9 protein-coding genes are annotated in these 17,840 nt (G+C 68.1%); 6 read left to right on the top strand and 3 right to left on the bottom strand.

Features of this window, described 5'->3' with window-relative positions; all coding sequences use genetic code 11:
• Positions 1–19 precede the first annotated feature (19 nt).
• A complete protein-coding gene (locus tag ACZ6IE_RS05345; protein WP_464607094.1) occupies positions 20–3,400 on the top strand; it encodes a PD-(D/E)XK nuclease family protein in 3,381 nt (1,126 codons plus the stop codon).
• Positions 3,397–6,669 carry a UvrD-helicase domain-containing protein gene (locus ACZ6IE_RS05350; RefSeq protein ID WP_464607095.1) on the top strand — a complete coding sequence of 1,091 codons (3,273 nt, stop codon included), beginning with the start codon at positions 3,397–3,399 and terminating at the stop codon, positions 6,667–6,669. The genes ACZ6IE_RS05345 and ACZ6IE_RS05350 overlap by 4 nt, the downstream gene beginning before the upstream one ends.
• A gap of 194 nt (positions 6,670–6,863) precedes the next feature.
• Here ACZ6IE_RS05350 and ACZ6IE_RS05355 read toward each other — a convergent pair whose 3' ends face one another.
• On the bottom strand, positions 6,864–8,219 hold the full coding sequence (locus ACZ6IE_RS05355; RefSeq protein ID WP_464607096.1) for a phosphotransferase: 1,356 nt from the start codon (positions 8,217–8,219) through the stop codon (positions 6,864–6,866).
• Positions 8,220–8,283: 64 nt separating this feature from the next.
• Between ACZ6IE_RS05355 and nudC the strand changes: the two genes are divergently transcribed.
• Both nudC and ACZ6IE_RS05365 read left to right on the top strand, forming a co-directional pair.
• A complete protein-coding gene (gene nudC, locus ACZ6IE_RS05360) occupies positions 8,284–9,252 on the top strand; it encodes an NAD(+) diphosphatase (protein ID WP_464607097.1) in 969 nt (322 codons plus the stop codon).
• Entirely contained in the window at positions 9,249–11,000 is a 1,752-nt protein-coding gene (locus ACZ6IE_RS05365) for an ATP-dependent helicase (RefSeq protein ID WP_464607098.1), read from the top strand. Before nudC ends, ACZ6IE_RS05365 begins: the two co-directional genes overlap by 4 nt.
• On the opposite strand, the gene ACZ6IE_RS05370 is transcribed toward ACZ6IE_RS05365, so the two are convergent.
• Both ACZ6IE_RS05370 and ACZ6IE_RS05375 read right to left on the bottom strand, forming a co-directional pair.
• On the bottom strand, positions 10,921–11,886 hold the full coding sequence (locus ACZ6IE_RS05370) for a hypothetical protein (protein ID WP_464607099.1): 966 nt from the start codon (positions 11,884–11,886) through the stop codon (positions 10,921–10,923). The genes ACZ6IE_RS05365 and ACZ6IE_RS05370 overlap by 80 nt on opposite strands.
• Before the next feature lie 88 nt (positions 11,887–11,974).
• Positions 11,975–13,381, bottom strand: coding sequence for a zinc-dependent metalloprotease (locus ACZ6IE_RS05375; protein ID WP_464607100.1), 1,407 nt, complete (start codon positions 13,379–13,381; stop codon positions 11,975–11,977).
• A 197-nt stretch (positions 13,382–13,578) separates the two neighbouring features.
• On the opposite strand from ACZ6IE_RS05375, the gene ACZ6IE_RS05380 reads away from it, so the two are divergent.
• Positions 13,579–14,727, top strand: a complete 1,149-nt coding sequence (locus ACZ6IE_RS05380) for a YlbL family protein (protein ID WP_464607101.1) — start codon at positions 13,579–13,581, stop codon at positions 14,725–14,727.
• A gap of 88 nt (positions 14,728–14,815) precedes the next feature.
• Positions 14,816–17,788 (top strand): UPF0182 family membrane protein, encoded by a 2,973-nt coding sequence (locus tag ACZ6IE_RS05385; protein WP_464607102.1) that lies wholly within the window; start codon positions 14,816–14,818, stop codon positions 17,786–17,788.
• Positions 17,789–17,840: the final 52 nt, after the last annotated feature.

Raw genomic sequence — 17,840 nt, forward strand, 5'->3', positions numbered from 1 at the left:
GGGCGATAGCGTTGCAGACGTGGCAATACGAGGATTTGCGCCCGTGGTGGCAGGCGAACAGGCGGGTGCGCTCGGTGTCTCCGGCGAGCCCAGGCTCGGTGTCTCCGGCGAGCCCAGGCTCGATGTCTCCGGCGAGCCGGGGCTCGACGCGTCGCAGCGGGGGGTGCTCGAGTTGGGCCTCCGCGACTCCGCCATCGTCATTGGTGCTCCCGGCAGCGGCAAGACGACGACTCTCGTGCAGTTCGCTGTCGACCGCGTGCACCGGCTGGGTCTCGATCCGAGCGCGCTGCTCGTTCTCGCTCCCAGCCGTCTCGCGGCCAACCGGTTGCGCGATCGCCTCGCGCTGCGGGTCGATCGGCCGACCAACGGCCCCCTGGCCCGCACGGTCACGTCCGTGGCATTCAGCATCGTGCAGTCCCAGGCTACGTTGCACGACGAGCCCGCGCCCCGGTTGCTCACGGGCGCCGAACAAGACAGCATCATCAGCGAGCTGCTCGCGGGCGCGACCGGTGTCTCGGGCGGGCCGCGCTGGCCCGAGCAGATCGACGGCGAGGTGCGCGCACTCGCCGGTTTCCGCACCGAGCTGCGCGAGCTCATGATGCGCGTCACCGAGGCGGGTCTGCGCCCCGGCGACCTGCGCACGGCGGGGGAGCGATACGACCGACCCGAGTGGGTGGCTGCTGCCGACTTCATGGTCGACTACGAGGCCGTGATCGACAGCTTTCCCACCCCCTACCTCGACTCGGCCGAGCTGATCTCCGAAGCCACCCGATCGATCGTCGACGGTGCGCCGCTCGGCGCGCTCGAGCTCCTCCTCGTCGACGATGTGCAAGAGCAGGGTGCCGCCACGCTCGAGTTCCTGCGCGCACTCGCCGGGCGCGGCGTGACCGTCGTGGGCTTCGGTGATCCGGATGTCGCGGCGGCCACGTTCCGCGGGTCCGATCCGTTGGCGCTCGCCGAGTTCGGGCGGCGACTGGGCGTCGACGCCCAGACTCTGACGCTCGACACCGTGCACCGACACGGCGACGAGGTGCGCGGCCTCGTGAGCGAGATCTCGCAGCGCATCGGCGCGTCGGGTGTTGTCGAGCACCGAAAGGCCGAGGCGGCTTTCGAGGGGGATGGTCGCGGCGGTCGCGTTGACGGTGCAGCCGATGCCGACGCCGATGCCGGTGGCGGTGCTGATGCCGATGCCGATGCCGACGCCCGTGCCGATACGGAGGCCGGCGCCCCGACAGGTGAGGGATCGAGCATCCGATACGTCTGTGAGAACACTCCCGCTCGACTGCACCGTCGCATCGGGCGTGTGCTGCGCGAGCAGCACCTGTTGCACGGCGTTCCCTGGTCCAAGATGAGCGTGGTCGTGCGTTCGGGTTCACTGCTGGCGCCGCTCGAACGTTCTCTGGCGCTCTCCGATGTACCGACGCGCGGTTCGGTCGGCTCGCGCACCGTGCAAGATCATCATGCCGCCGGGCACCTTCTCACGGCCGCGGCCGTCGCGGTCGGCGCTGAGCCTCTCACGGAAGCCTCGGCCGTCGACCTGCTCACCGGGCCTCTCTCGGGGCTCGACCGCATGGCGCTCCGGCGGCTGCGGCTGGCGTTGCGGCACGAAGAGCTGGCGGGTGGAGGTGCGAAGCAGGGCACGCAATTGCTCTACGAGGCCCTGCTCACCGGAGTGGGATTCGCGAGCGTCGATTCGACGCCCGCCCGCCGCGCACACCGATTCGCGAGCACGCTCGCTGAGGCGACGCGTCTGGCGGCCGACGGGGGCAGCATCGAAGAGGTGCTGTGGCATCTCTGGGATCGCAGCGGCCTCGCGGCACCGTGGGCTTCCGCCGCCCTCGGGCACGGGCTGGCAGCCGATGAGGCCAACCGCCAACTCGACGGCGTCATGGCCCTGTTCACGGTGGCGAAACGGTTCGTCGAGCGGGCGCCGGGGGCTCCGGCATCCAACTTCATCGTCGAAGCCCGCAGCGCCACGATTCGCGAGGACAGCCTGACGCCCACCTCGGCGGGCGAGGCCGTCTGGCTCGGCACACCCAACACCGTCGTCGGGGCGGAGGTCGACGTGGTCGTCGTGGCCGGCCTGCAAGACGGTGTGTGGCCGAACCCGCGTGTGCGCGGAACACTGCTCTATCCGCAGGAATTCACCCAGCGCGTCGCCGGGTTGCCCGTCGAAGAACTCGATGCACGGGCATCCGTGTTGTCCGACGAGCTGCGGCTGTTCGAGCTGGCGGTGTCGCGCGCGCGCAGCCTCGTCGTGCTGGCCGCCGTCGACAGCGAAGACGAGCATCCGTCACCTTTCTTGCGGTTCCCGAGCGTGCCGCCCGCCGAGACGGGTGCCGCCGAGCATCCGCTCACGTTGCGCGGTTTGGTAGGGCATTTGCGGCGCGAGGTCGCCGCGCCGACCCGCGAGGCTGGCGCACGCGGTGACCTCGCTGGCGGCACTTCCGCCGACGGCGCCGTGGACGCACATGCCGACACGGCTGCTGGCGTTGCCGATGCGGCAGCCGCGCTCGCGCGCCTGGCTGCGGCGGGAGTGCCCGGGGCGGCGCCCGACGAGTGGTACGGGTTGAGCGAGCCGACGACGACCGACCCGCTGATCGACCTCACCGACGAGGAGGCCCGCGTGCGCGTATCGCCCTCGCAGATGGAAACCTTCGAGAAGACGCCGCTCGCCTGGTTCATCGACAAGATGGCCGCCATGCCGTCGGGGATCGCTGCGAACGTCGGCACGATCGTGCACGGCGCGCTCGAGAACACCGCCGATGCCCGAGAGCTTGTCGATGTCATGCCTGAGAAGCTCTGGGAGCACGTCGACGACAGATGGTCGGAGCTGACCTTCGAGGCACCCTGGATCGCTGAGCGTCAGCGGCGAGCCGTGGACACGCTCGTGCACGGGCTCTCCGAATACCTCACCGATTTCCTGCGCAGCGGAGCTTCTCTCGTCAATGCCGAGGGCGCCTTCGAGGTGACCATCGATCAGGTCACCCTGAGCGGCAAGATCGACCGCGTCGAACGCACAGCCGAAGGAGAGATCGTCATCGTCGACCTGAAGACCGGGCGCAACGCCCCCAGCCAGCCCAGCGTCGACCAGAACGCGCAACTCGGCGGCTACCAGCTCGCCGGGCGCCGGGGTGCGATTCCCGGTGTCGAAGGCACCGAGGTGTCGGCCGGGGGAGCCCTGCTCTACGTGTCGAAGGGTGTGCGCGGCAAGTCCTACCGGTTGCTCACCCAGAAGCCGCTGACCGACGAGGAGTTGGCCGGTTTCGAGACACGTGTGCTCGGCGCCGGACACGGTATGGCCGCCGCCGTCTTCCCGGGCGTCAGTGACCTCGACGAACGCGACCCGAAAGCCGGATTCGTCTACCGCATCCACCTCGTCGGGGCGGTGTCGGCATGAGCACCCTGGTCGACGAACGCGCCGGTGAGCCCGCCGAGACCGGCCGCCGTTACTACTCGGCCGTCGAGATCGCAGAGATGCTCGAGCTGCCCCGGCCCACTGACGAACAGATCCTCGTGATCGAGGCACCGCTCCAACCCGCCATGGTCGTCGCCGGGGCCGGCAGCGGCAAGACCGAGACCATGGCCAACCGCATCGTCTGGTTGCTCGCCAACCGGCTGGTCGAGGTGCCACAGATCCTCGGGCTCACCTTCACGCGCAAAGCCGCGGGTGAACTGCAGGAACGCATCCTCGCGCGCATCCAACAGCTCGGGCGCGTGATCGAGGCAGGCAGTCGAGACATCCTCGAGGCTCCGACCGTGTCCACCTACAACGCCTTCGCCAGCGGCATCTTCCGCGAATACGGGCGCTCTATCGGCCGTGAACCCGAATCGACCGTCATCACGGATGCCTCGGCCTGGCGCCTCGCACGCGACATCGTCATCCGCAGCGACGACGACAGACTCGTGGCCCTCGACAAGAGCATCGACCAGATCACCTCGGCGGTCGTCTGGCTCAGCCGCTCGCTCAGCGACAACGATGCGGCCGACCGCGGCGACGACATCCTGCGCATGGTCGAGCGCGTCGTTCAGCTCGAAGAGATGCCGTGGGGGTCGCGCAAACGCACACCGTCGAAAATGGTCGTGGACACCGTGCGAGACCTCAGCGCGCTGCCCGTGCTGCTCGCACTCGCCGACGATTTCGCGCGGGAGAAACGCCGACGTGGGTTTGTGGAGTTCAGCGACCAGGTGGCCTTGGCCCTCGAGATCTGTCGGCGCGTGCCCCGGGCGCGTGACGATTACCGCTCGCGGTTCCGAGTGGTCATCCTCGACGAGTACCAAGACACGTCGGTCGTGCAAACCGATCTGCTCTCGGGGCTCTTCGCGGATCACCCCGTCATGGCGGTCGGTGACCCCAACCAGTCCATCTATGGATGGCGGGGCGCCAGCGCCTCGAACCTCGCCCGTTTTCTCGCCGACTTCGCTCCCGCGAGCCCCTCCGCCACCTACTCCCTGTCGACGAGCTGGCGCAATGCGCACGAGATCTTGGCGGCCGCCAACGCCGTCGCCGGCCGCCTGCCCGTGCTGCCGACCGTGCCCGTCTCCGAACTACGGGCGAGCCCGGCCGCGGCGGACGGGCGCGTCGACGTATCGTTCGTCGAGACCATCGAGGACGAGGCGCGCGAGGTGGCCGAGTGGTTCCACCGCGAACTGCGCCGGCCGACGGCCTCCGGAAAGCAGCGCACGGCCGCCCTGCTGTGCCGATCGGTCAAAAACATCGCGCCGTTCACCGACGCCCTCGATGCCGCCGACGTTCCCTATCACGTGCTGGGGCTGGCCGGGCTGCTCGAGCAGCCCGTCATCGTCGACCTCGTCGCGGCGCTGCGCGTGCTGCACGATCCGACCGCCGGTTCCGAACTGATCAGGCTACTCACGGGCGCGCGCTGGCAGATCGGTCCGCGCGACATCGCCGCGCTCAACCGCCTCGCCGCGTGGTTGAGTGACCGCGACACGGGTTACGCCCTGCTCGACGACAGCACCCGCGAGGCGCTGCGCCAATCGACCAACCCCGATGACGCTCGCTCACTCGTCGAAGCCATCGACTTCCTCATCGAAGCGCCCGACACCCACCGCGCGCTCGCCGGTATCACCGCAGAAGGTCGACGCCGCATGCGGGCCGCTGCGACACAACTCGCCGGCATTCGCCGGCGAGGCGGCCTCGACCTCCTCGACCTCGTCTCCCTCGTCGTTCAAGAACTCCTGCTTGATATCGAGATCGCGGCCAACGAGTCCGCAACGCTCGGCCAGGCCAGCCTGGACGCGTTCGTCGAGCAGGTGGAGTCCTACCTCGCGGTGGACGAGTCCGGAACGCTCGGACCCTTCCTCGCCTGGCTCGACGAAGCCGAAAAGCGCGAGAAACTTGCCCCCCGCAGCGACGAACCCGAGCCCGGAACGGTTCAGATTCTCACCATCCACGGGTCGAAGGGCCTCGAATGGGACAGCGTCGCCGTGCCACGGCTCGTCGCCGATGAGATGCCGGGAAAGCTGCGCAGCAAACGTGGGTGGACCGCCTTCGGCGAGCTGCCCTTCGACTTCCGCGGAGACCGCGATGTGCTGCCCGAGTTGCAGTGGCGCAGCGCCGAGACGCACCTCGAATTCGACGAGGCCTACACGCGATTCGGTGAAGAGCTCGAGCAACGCAACTCGGAGGAGCAGCGTCGGCTCGCCTACGTCGCAATCACGAGGGCACGGGATGCCCTGCACCTCGGCGGTTCATTTTGGGCGACCCAGAGTAGACCCCGCGAAGCCAGCACCTACCTGCGCGAGACGGAAGAAGCGCTCGAACGGCTGCGCGGCGCGGGCGTGGTGGGCGACCGGCTGCCGGCGCACAGCGAATTCGAGGAGAACCCGCTCGCCGGCATCCAACATCGCCTCGACTGGCCGCTCGACCCGCTGGGGCCACGACGCGAACGGGTGACCGCGGCAGCGCGCGCCGTGCGCGAGGCCGACCCGGCGCGGCCCACGCGCTGGGACGCCGACATCGCCCTGCTCCTCGCCGAGCGGGAAGATCGACGAACGGGCGACCAACGTGTCGCCTTGCCCGCGCGCGTTCCCGCGTCGCGATTCAAGGACTTCGTCAGCGACCCCGCCGAGGTAGCGACGCGCCTCAGGCGGCCGCTGCCCGAAAAGCCCTACCGACAGACGCGCCTCGGCACGCTCTTCCACTCGTGGGTCGAGCAACGTTCCGGCATGACCGGAACCGGCGACGTGCTCGACGCTTCGGTGCTCGAGCTCGACGGAGATGATCTGACCGCAACCCAGTACCCCGTCGAAGGCGCCGAGCTCGACGCGCTGCGCGCACTGCAGGCGACCTTCGAGGCATCCGAATGGGCCGAGAGGAAACCGGTCGACGTCGAGATCGAAATCGATGTGACCCTCGGCGGACAGGTTCTCATCTGCAAACTGGATGCCGTCTACGAAACGGATGGTCGCTACCAGATCGTCGACTGGAAAACGGGCCGCAGCCCGAAGGGCGACGATGAACTGGAGGAGCGGCAGTATCAACTTGCCCTCTACCGCGTGGCTTACGCGCGCTGGAAAGGCATCCCGGCCGCGGACATCGACGCGGTCTTCTACTACGTCGCCGAGGACACCGTGATCAGGCCGCGCACGCTGTACTCCGAGGAAGAACTCGTGCGGCGCTGGTCCGAAGCCCTGTCACGGGCGTAACGCCGACTCCTGCCGACCGCCGACCGCCGACCGCCGACCGCCGACCGCCGAGGCGCGGCGACAGGGGCGAGGCGGTACCGGCGCGTCCCACTGCAGCCTGGCGTGACCGCTGACCGCTGACCGCTGACCGCTAACAGATGACCGCCGACCGCTGTCCATCGTCAAGCGGCGATCGGTGTTGCAGCGATGCGCCGTCAGCGGCGGTCGGAGCCCGCATCGTGTTCGATGTCGCGAACGGTCTCGATCGGGCCGGTCTCGGTGTGGTCACGGGAAGCGAGAAGAGTGCGAGCGTCGCGCTCGGCGCGAGAGGAATCGGCGGACTCTTCATCGGCGTCGGCGTCGGCGAACGGGTCGGCCGACTCTCCGTCGCGATCCGAGGCGTGCGCGCCCGTGCCGCCGGCAGAATCCGCGGCGTCGGAATCGTCCTCGGTCGAGTCGTCGGCCGTGCGGCGGCTCGAACCGCGCCCATCGCCATGCTCGAGAGCATCCAGATCGAAGTTCTCGTAGCTATCGGTCTCCAACGAGAAACCCTGGTGAGACTGCGACGCGGCCGGGGGAGTGCGCGACAGCAGCTCCTCCACGTCCTCCTGCGAGAGAACCTCACCGGTGTCGTGCGACAACGGGTTCATCGAATCGTTCAGAACGTGTTCCACCAGGCCGTCGAGCAGTGCAACCGCCTCCTCCACGACATCCTGGTCGTGCGTGTCGACGCCGTGCAGCAACCAGCGAGCGAGCTCGAGCTCGGCGTGCAGCAGCGACCGCTGGCGCAGATGACCATCGGCATGCCGCGTGGTGCTGGCGCGGTAAGCGGCCAGAACGCTCTCGCCCGCCTCACCCGCGGCCGACAACCAGTGCAGATCTCGAGCCGGGTCGCCCACCATGAGGGAACCCCAGCCGACGACGCCCGACACGACTGGGCCGACCTCGTAATCGGTGAACAGGAACGAACCCGCGTCGATGCTGCCGTTGACCACGGTCGGTTGGAACTGCCACAGGTCGTCATCGTCGATCGCCTGCGACCAGCGCGTGCGCACGGCAGCCGGCAGAAGCCGCGTAGAGGCGGCGCGCTCGATCACGTTGCGGGCCTCATCACGGGCCTCGGCCGCCGACAGATGCGGCAGGCCGACCTCGGACACGAAACCACCGGGCAACGAATGGATGGCCGCCAGAGCAGCACCCATCGACGTGGCGACACCGTCCCCAGCGGGGATCTTGTCGACCGCGACGCTGTAACCCGGGAGGAAGTCGTAGACGACCGCGCGAGCGCCGGAGGCCTGCGTCTGGCCCAGGACCTGCGGAACCTGGAAGGGCAGGCGGCTGCGGATGCCCGCCGTCATCGCCTGCAGAGCGAGAAGCTCGATGGACTGTTCCGTCTGCGCCTGCTGGTGGGCGGCAACCCGCACCACCACGTCGCGGTCGTCGTCCGTGCGCAACAGAGCGGAGTCGTAGTTGCCGTCGGCGCCATGCCCGAGCGGACCGCTGCCCGTCACCACGAGGTCCGGCACCGCCGCTGTTGCCAACGCGGCTAGAGTGAGAGGGGATCTGGCCATGGATCTAGGTTAGGTCGAGCAACGGTCGGCGGCCCTCCCGCCACGCCCGGATGATTGGTTGTGCATGAGTTCTCTTCTTCGGTCCCTCACCGATCTCCCGCTCTCTCGAACCGGCATCAACCGTAACTACGCGGCGCGCCTGCCGGAGAACGCCCTGGTCGACATGGCCGCAGAGCCGGCGACGAGGGTCGTCGTCATCCGTTCGCGACGCGCCCTGGCGAGCGGAGCATCGTTGCTCCTGGTCTCGGGAACGGACGTCCCCGCCGATCACCTCTTGGGATACCTCGGCCACACGCTCCACGACGCCCCCGACGCACCCGCCGGAACGACCGTGCTCCTGGCCGTCGAACCCGACGACGCCCCCGAGCGTGAGGGTGCCGAATGGCTCGACCTTCGGGCCTCGGGTGACGCGCTGTCGGCGCGAGACGCCGATCTACTCACCGAGTCGATGGCCCTCGTCAACTGGCACGCGGGCTACACCTTCTGCCCCAAATGCGGTGCCGACACCCGCAACGACCACTCGGGGTGGGCGCGTCGCTGCGACAACGGTCACGAGCTCTTCCCGCGCACCGACCCGGCCGTCATCGTGCTCGTCCTCGATGACGACGACCGCCTGCTCCTCGGGTCGAACGCCCTCTGGGAGAACAACCGCTATTCGCTGCTCGCGGGCTTCGTCGAGGCGGGCGAATCGTTCGAGCAGGCCGTGATCCGCGAGGTGGAGGAGGAGTCGGGCATCACGGTGTCCGACCCGACATATCTCGGCTCACAGCCCTGGCCGTTCCCACGTTCGCTCATGGTGGGCTTCGAGGCGCGCGTCGCCTCTGGCACCGATCCCGCGGCCCTGCGCCCGGACGGCGAGGAGATCCTCGATCTGCGTTGGTTCACGCGCGACGAATTGCGCGACCAGAACTCCGGCCTGCTTCTACCCGGCCGCACGTCGATCGCCCGTGCGCTCATCGAGGCCTGGCTCGCGGCCGATGGTGGCCCGACACTCGACGACCGAACCGAAGACCCATACCCTGCCGCCCGATGACCGCGATCGATCCGACCGAACCGCAGGCTCTGCTGGCCGGGCTCGACGACGATCAGCGTGTCGCCGCCGAGGCCCTGCGGGGCCCGGTGTGCGTGCTCGCCGGTGCGGGAACGGGTAAGACCCGCGCGATCACCCACCGCATCGCGTATGGCGTGGCCACAGGCACCTATGCGGGAAACCGTGTCATGGCGCTCACCTTCACGAATCGTGCTGCCGCCGAGCTGCGCACACGTCTGCGCCAGCTGGGTGCCGGCCAGGTCGCCGCGCGCACGTTCCACGCCGCCGCGCTCAGCCAGCTGAACTTCTTCTGGCCGCAGGTGGTGGGCGGGCAGGTTCCCGCGTTGCTCGACAACAAGGCGCGCCTCTTGGGCCACGCCGCCGAGAAACTGGCGCTGAAACTCGACACGGCAACGCTTAGGGATGTCGCGGCCGAGATCGAATGGCGCAAGGTCTCGGGTCTCAGCATCGATCAGTACGGTGCCAAACACCGCCCGATCCCCGACCGACTCGACCGCGAGAAGGTGCTCGACCTGCAGGCCGGCTATGAGGCCCTGAAGGACGAGCGTCGGCAGCTCGACTTCGAAGACGTGCTCCTCGCCTGCGCCGGCATGATCGAGTCGGAACCTTCGGTGGCTATGCAGGTGCGTGAGCAATACCGATTCTTCGTGGTCGACGAATATCAGGACGTGTCGCCGCTGCAACAGCAATTGCTCGACCTGTGGCTGGGTGACCGCCGCGACCTGTGCGTGGTCGGCGACGCCAGCCAGACGATCTACTCGTTCGCGGGTGCCTCGAGCGACTACCTGCTGAACTTCGGCCACAAACATCCGGATGCCACCGTGGTGCGGCTCGAGCAGAACTACCGCTCGACGCCGCAGGTGGTCGACACCGCCAACCGGCTCATGCGTGGGCGGCCGGGCGCTCTCACGCTGCACGCCGTGCACGACGGCGCCGGGGCGGTCGAGCCGACGGTCACCGGATTCACGAGCGATTATGCCGAGGCGCGCACGGTTGCCGCCCAGGTGCTGGAGGCCATCGAGGGTGGCACGAAACCCGAAGACATCGCCATCCTGTATCGCGTCAACGTGCAGGCGGCGGCCATCGAGACGGCGCTCGCCGATGCCGGGGTGTCGACCAAGATGCGCGGCTCGAAACGCTTCTTCGATCTGCCCGAGGTGCGTCAGGCGCTGATGGCGTTGCGCGGCGCCTCGGTCTCGATCACGGGGGAGCCCCTCTTCAAGTCGGTGAGCGACGTGCTGAGTTCCCTCGGATGGTCGCATCACGCGCCCGAGGCGGCCGGGGCCGTTCGCGACCGATGGGAGTCTCTGAACGCCATCATGGGCCTCGTCGACCAGGCGGCCCCCGGCACGACGTTGCGCCAGTTCTCTGACGAGTTGCTGGAGCGGCAGGCGGGCCAACATGAGCCGAATGTGTCGGCCGTCACATTGGCCACCCTGCACTCGGCGAAGGGTCTCGAATGGGACACCGTCTTCCTCATCGGGCTGTCCGAAGGGCTCGTCCCCATCAGCTATGCCAGCGGCTTCGAGGCCATCGACGAGGAGCGTCGTCTGCTCTACGTGGGCATCACCCGCGCACGCCGGACGCTCTTCCTCTCCTGGTCTGAGCGTGGGATCCGCTCGACCCAGCCGCGCGAGCGTTCGCGTTTTCTCACGGAGATCGGCACCCGCATTCCTCGTGCGGCCGGTGCCAGGTCCACCTCTCGCTCCGCGCCCGCAGCTGCAGGCTGACCGAACCGCCGCGCAAGACATCGCGCCGCTCGTCGAGCCAGGTGCGCGCCACGCGAGCGGTCCGGCCCACGGCGTCGAAGGCGAGTGCCCCGCCCTCCTGCGGGGCGCGTGTGCCCGCCAGTTGGGCGGCGATGACCGGCCAGGCGGGCTCGCGGTCCCGGCGAGCCAGATGCAGACACCGCACGCATGCTCCCACCCCCGGCCGCACGAGCGGGCCCACCCGAACCGATTCGTCGCCGAACACGACGGGCAGGTGCGGAACCCCGTCGCTGGTGTAGCGCTGGAACGCAGCGGGAGGCACGCTCCAGGCGGCGAGGAGAACGGCGAACGCCGGTTTGTGCAGCGCCGAGGGGGGAATGCCGCGCCCGGCCATGACCGGCCGACCGGCCACCCGCAATAGTTCGGCGATCGCGCGCGCCGGAGCCGCCTCGTCGATCGGTGCACCCGACGTCGTACACTGCAGCACGTGCACCGGTGCCGACTCGGACACCAACTCGGACACCAACTCGGGCACCAACTCCGGCACCGACACATGCGCAGGGGCCGACACCGAAGCCGACACGTGCGCAGGCGCACCCTTCACCCGCGCGGGAGCATCGACCGGCGGCGGAGACGACCGCGACCCGTGCGGCCGCAGCAACACGGGTCGAAGCGCGCGAACGAACCCCTCGACATCCGCCTCGCCGAGCCCCACACGCGCCGGCACGGCCTCGATACGCCCGACGCGGCACAGCGCACGAAACGTGCATCCCGCCTGCAGCGCCGAGAGGAGTCGCTCGCGCACGGGATCGACCGTGAGCGTGAGCACGCTGCGGTCGATGCCGAATTGCACGGTGGTCGGAGACGTCCACACCATCACGTGGCTGGGGTCGATGCGAAGGATCACGCGTCCAGCCTGGCGCGAAAATCACGCCGCGGGACGGTTATCCACAGGTTTTGTTTTCACCCGCAGCAGCTCGCCCGGCGTGCCTCGATCACACGTGGGGAGGATCGTCCCGACGCTCGTCGGTCGAACCCGAATCGCCCTCGGAACCGGCAGAATCGTCCTCCCGCGAGTCCTCCTGCTGCAGCAATTGCTCGAGCGCCGTGTCGAACTCGTCGGGTTCGGGGGTTTCGCCGCGCGCTTCGGCCTCGAGCCGGGCGATGAGAGCCGTCGGGTCGTCGATATCCGAGCCTGAGGGCACGAGATCGGGGTGCGCCCACAGGGCGTCGCGCGCCTCGGTGCCCACGGCGTCGCTGACCTTCTGCCAGAACGCCGCAGCCTCACGCAACCGTCGCGGCCGCAACTCGAGACCCACCAACGTGGCGAAAGCCGATTCGGCGGGCCCGCCGGTCGCCCGGCGACGCCGGACCATCTCGGCCACGGAGTCGGCCTTGGGCAGACGCGTCGTTGCCTGAGCGGTCACGACATCCACCCAGCCTTCGATGAGCGCGAGTGTCGTTTCGAGGCGCGCCAGAGTGGCCAGCTGCGCCTCGCTCTTCGGCGGGATGAGCGAACCGTCGACCATCGCCTGGCGCAGCTCCTCGGGGTTCGACGGGTCGAACCCTTCCGCCAAATCTTCGAGCCGCTCGGTATCGATCGTGATGCCGCGCGCGAATTCGGTGATCGACGAGATGAGGTCGAGCCGCAGCCACCGCGCGTGCCGGAACAGGCGCGCGTGCGCCAACTCGCGCACCGCGAGATAGAGCTGCACCTGGTCGTCGCCGAGGTCGAGCCCCTCGCCGAAGGATGCCACGTTCTGGGGCACGAGCGCCGCGCGATTCTCGTCGAGCAGCGGGATGCCGATGTCGCCACCCGACACCACCTCGCGGGACAGCTGCCCCACGACCTGGCCGAGTTGCATGGCGAAGAGGGCACCACCGATGTTGCGCATCATCTGGCTCGCGCCGGCCATCATGGGGCGCATCTCTTCGGGTGCCTGATCGGTCATGACCCGCGTGAGCGCGTCGGAGATGCTCGTCGCGACGGGTTCGGCCATCTGCGCCCACACGGGCATGGTGTCCTTGGCCCACTGGGCACGCGTCATGAGGATGGGCTCCTGCGCGAGGGCCGTAACGACGGTGGCCTCGTCGAGCCAGAGTGCGGCCACGTGGAAGGCCTGCTCGAGGGCGTTGCGCTCGGCGGGGGTTGTCGCGACGCTGCCCTCGGAGGCGATGGCGATGGCCTGATCGGTGGCCGTCTGCCAGTTGATCCCGCCACCGGGTGCGGCCTGCATGGCGTTCTGCAGCTGGCCGATGAGGGCCTGCAGCGCGGCCGGGTCGTTGGGCAGTCCGGCGGCTCCCGCGAGCTGGCTGGGGTCGATCGCCCCGTTGCCGGACAGGAGTTCGCGAAGCATCTCCTGAAATTCGTCTTCGGGCTTCTTGGACTCGTCGTCTGACACGATGGCCACCTTTCCGCAGGGCAACGTTTGCTCTGTTCTCAACGTTAACCCGTGCCACCCGGTGCAGACCGTGGGATGGGCGGTCTCACTGTCCGCCCGCCGCGAACAGGTCCGGCGTCTGCAGGCGGTGCGCCGTCATCCGGCCGTACGGCTGTTTCCCGGGGTGGCCATCGAGCGGTCATCTAGGATGGCTCGCTGTGACGCTCTTCGACGACCAGCCCTCTTCCCCCGTCTCTCCGGCGAGGAGCGCGCAGTCGAGGCGCCGCAGTGCGGGGTGGCTGTCGCTCGCCATCGCCTTCGTCCTGCTGGGTGTTCTGGCCCTGTGGCCGAGCCCGTGGGTCATCGAGCAGCCGGGGCCCGTCTTCAACACGCTGGGCACCGTTCAGCACGACGACAAAGACGTGCCCATGATCGACATCCAGGGCGCCGAGACCTACGACACCGCCGGCAGCCTCGACATGCTCACCGTGCAGGTCAATGGAACACCCGATCAGCGCCCGAGCTGGTTCGAGGTGGCAATGTCGTGGTTCGATCCGAGCCGCGCCGTCGTGCCTCTCGAGGCCGTCTACCCGCCCGGCGTCACCACCGAGCAGCGCTCCGAGCAGAACGCGACGCTCATGGTCGATTCGCAACAGGATGCCGTCGCTGCGGCTCTCTCCGAGCTCGGCTACACCTATCCGCAGCACCTGGCGGTCGGTTCGGTCGCCAAGGGTTCGCCCGCCGAGAACGTGCTGAAGGTCGACGACGATCTCGTCTCGGTCAACGGTGAGACGGTCGACGACCTCGAATCGGTGCGCACGGCCATCTCGGCCAACGGCGCCGACAAGCCGGCATCCATCGACATCGTGCGCGGGGGAGTGCCCATGACCATCGAGGTGACGCCCATCGAGCAGAAGGATGCCGCGGGAGACACGCAGACGGTCATCGGCATCGGCACCCGCATGGTCTACGACTTTCCGATCGACGTCACCATCCAGCTCGACAACGTGGGCGGCCCGAGCGCCGGCATGATGTTCGCACTCGGCATCATCGACAAGCTCACACCGGGTGAGCTCAACGGTGGGGCGGATGTCGCGGGCACGGGCACCATCACCGAATCGGGTGAGGTGGGCGCGATCGGCGGCATCCGCCAGAAGCTGTTTGCGGCGCGCGACGACGGGGCGACCATCTTCCTGGCACCCTCGGCCAACTGCGACGAAGTGGTCGGACACGTTCCCGACGGCATCCGCGTCTTCAGTGTCTCCACCTTGAACGACTCGATGGCCGTGCTCGATGCGGTGCGCGAGAAGGGCGATCTCGATGCCCTGCCGACGTGCGAAACGGCTGCGGCCGCACCGACCGAGTAGCCGCGGCTGTTCGCCCTGAGCGCGGCTGTCTTCTCAGGATCGGAACGTAGACTGATTCGGTGACCCCGACAGCAAAGAGGCCGACACCGTGACATCCACGACAGCAGCACAGCCGACCCAACCGAAGCGTTCCCGAGCACCCCTCGCCATCACCCTCGCGGTGGTCGGCGCCCTCGTGGTGGCCTTCTTCATCTTCTCCGGTTTATACACCGATTTCCTCTGGTACGACCAGCTCGGTTATGCAACCGTCCTGACGACCGGATGGCTCGCCACCCTGGGCATGTTCCTGGTGGGCTTCATCGCCATGGCCGTGCCCGTCTGGATCTCGATCCAGCTGGCCTACCGCCTGCGCCCGGTGTACGCCAAGCTCTCGAGCCAGCTCGACCGCTACCAGGAGCTCGTCGAACCGCTCCGCCGCCTCGCCACATGGGGAATCCCGGTCATCCTGGGTCTCTTCGCCGGTTTCGCGACGGCAACGCGCTGGCAGGTCGTGCTCATGTGGTTCAACCGCACGCCGTCGGGCACCACAGACCCGCAGTTCGGTCTCGACACGTCGTTCTATCTCTTCGAGCTGCCGTTCTACCGCGGCGTCGTGGCATTCGCGTCGGCCGTCATCCTGCTCGCCGTGCTCGCCACCGTGGCCGTGAGCTACCTCTACGGCTCCATCCGTGTGGCCGGCCGCGAGCTGCGCATCTCGAAGAGCGCTCGCATCCAGATCGCCATCCTCGCGGGCATCTACCTGCTCCTGCAGGCCGTCAGCATCTGGCTCGACCAGTACGTCACCCTCACGCAGACCGGCGATCTGATCACGGGTGCCAGCTACACCGACGTCAACGCCACGATCCCGGGTCGCATCATCCTGGCCGGCATCGCCATCCTCGTCGCCCTGCTCTTCTTCGTCACAGCTTTCATCGGCCGCTGGCGCTTCCCGGTCGTCGGCCTCGTGCTCTTGCTCATCTCGGGCCTGCTCATCGGAACGGCCTACCCGTGGGTCGTGCAGCGGTTCCAGGTCGACCCGAACGCGCGTGTGCTCGAGACGCCCTACATCCAGCGCAACATCGACCTCACGCGTGAGGCCTATGGCGTCGACACGGTCGAAGAGGTTCCCTACAACGCCACGACCGACGCCGAGCCCGGTGCCCTGCGCGCCGACGCCGAGACCACCGCGAACATCCGCATCATCGACCCCGCGGTCGTCAGCCCGACGGTCTCGCAGCTCGAGCAGTTCAAGAACTACTACCAGTTCAACAAGGCGCTCGATGTCGACCGCTACACGATCGACGGCAAGACCCAGGATGCCGTGGTGGCCGTGCGTGAGCTCAGCCAGTCCGGCCTCGAAGACGCCCAGAGCTGGTACAACAACACGGTCGTCTACACCCACGGTTACGGTCTGGTCGCCGCCTACGGCAACCAGCGCTCGTCCGACGGTTTCCCCGTGTTCCTCGAGTCGGGCGTGCCCACCTCGGGTGAGCTGGGCGACTTCCAGCCGCGCATCTACTTCGGCGAGAAATCGCCCGAGTACTCGATCGTCGGTTCGCCGTCGTCCACCGATCCCGTCGAACTCGACTACCCGTCGGCCACCGACGACTCGCAGGAGACGTACAACACGTTCGACGGCGACGGCGGGCCCAAGCTCGACAACGCGTTCAAGAAACTCATCTACGCGCTCAAGTTCCAGTCCGAGCAGATCTTCCTGTCGGATGCCGTGAACAACGAGTCTCAGATTCTCTACGACCGCAACCCCAAGGACCGCGTGCAGAAGGCGGCCCCCTACCTGACGCTCGACTCCGACCCGTACCCGTCGGTCGTCGACGGCAAGGTCGTCTGGATCGTCGATGGCTACACCACCTCGGCGAACTTCCCGTACGCCAAGACGCAGTCGCTGTCGAACGCCATCGCCGATTCGGCGACGCAGACCCAGCAGTACGCGCTCGACAACATCAACTACATCCGCAACTCGGTCAAGGCCACGGTCGACGCCTACAGCGGTAAGGTCACGCTCTACGCGTGGGACGACAAAGACCCGGTGCTCGCCACCTGGCAGAAGATCTACCCGTCCACGGTGAAGCCGATCTCCGAAATGTCCGGAGACCTGATGAGCCACGTGCGTTACCCGGCCGACCTGTTCAAGGTGCAGCGCCAGATCCTCGGCCAGTACCACGTGACCGACGCCGGCCCGTTCTACTCGCGGTCCGACGCGTGGGCCACGCCGGCCGACCCGCAAGCCACGGCGAACGACACCACGCTGCAGCCGCCGTACTACCTGACGATGCAGATGCCCGGGCAGGACGCCCCGGCGTTCTCGCTGTACTCCTCGTTCATCCCTCGAGGTACGAGCGACTCGTCGCGATCGATCCTCACGGGTTACCTCGCGGCCGATGCCGATGCGGGCGCCGAGAAGGGTGTGAAGGGCGACGACTACGGCAAGCTCAGGCTCCTGACGTTGCCGAAGGAGGACACGGTGCCCGGCCCCGGCCAGGTGCAGAACAACTTCAACTCCGACCCGAGCGTCTCCTCGGCCATCAACCTGTTGAAGCAGGGTCAGACGAAGGTCATCAACGGCAATCTGCTCACGGTGCCGGTCGGCGGCGGTCTGCTCTACGTGCAGCCGGTCTATGTGCAGTCGACGGCCGAGACGGCCTACCCGCTGTTGCAGAAGGTGCTCGTCGCCTTCGGCGACCAGATCGCATTCGAGAACACGCTCGACGAGGCGCTCGACGTCCTCTTCGGCGGTGACTCGGGTGCCGAGGCCGGTGATACGGGCACGGACTCCACCGTCGCGCCCGAGACTCCCAGCGTCGACCCCAACACGGGCACCGACGGCGGAACGGACACGGGCTCCGACACGGGAACCGATACCGGCACCGACGGTGACACGGGAGTCACGACGGGTGATCCCGCCACCGATGCGCAGTTGCAGCAGGCGCTGAACGAGGCCAAGCAGGCCATCGCCGACAAGCAGGCCGCGCTCGAGAAGGGTGACTTCGCCGCCTATGGCGCCGCAGACGCCAAGCTCGCCGAGGCCGTGGCCCGCGCTCTGGAGCTCACCAGCGGCAAGTAGTACCACGAGTCGCACTCGATGAAACACCCCGCGCATCCGCACCGCCCCGCTT

This window comes from Okibacterium sp. AC114, assembly GCF_979253355.1.

Coding starts and splice junctions, on each gene's coding strand:
- ACZ6IE_RS05350 (WP_464607095.1), top strand. CDS start 3,397: ATGAGCACCCTGGTCGACGAACGCGCCGGTGAGCCCGCCGAGACCGGC.
- nudC (WP_464607097.1), top strand. CDS start 8,284: ATGAGTTCTCTTCTTCGGTCCCTCACCGATCTCCCGCTCTCTCGAACC.
- ACZ6IE_RS05355 (WP_464607096.1), bottom strand. CDS start 8,219: ATGGCCAGATCCCCTCTCACTCTAGCCGCGTTGGCAACAGCGGCGGTG.
- ACZ6IE_RS05365 (WP_464607098.1), top strand. CDS start 9,249: ATGACCGCGATCGATCCGACCGAACCGCAGGCTCTGCTGGCCGGGCTC.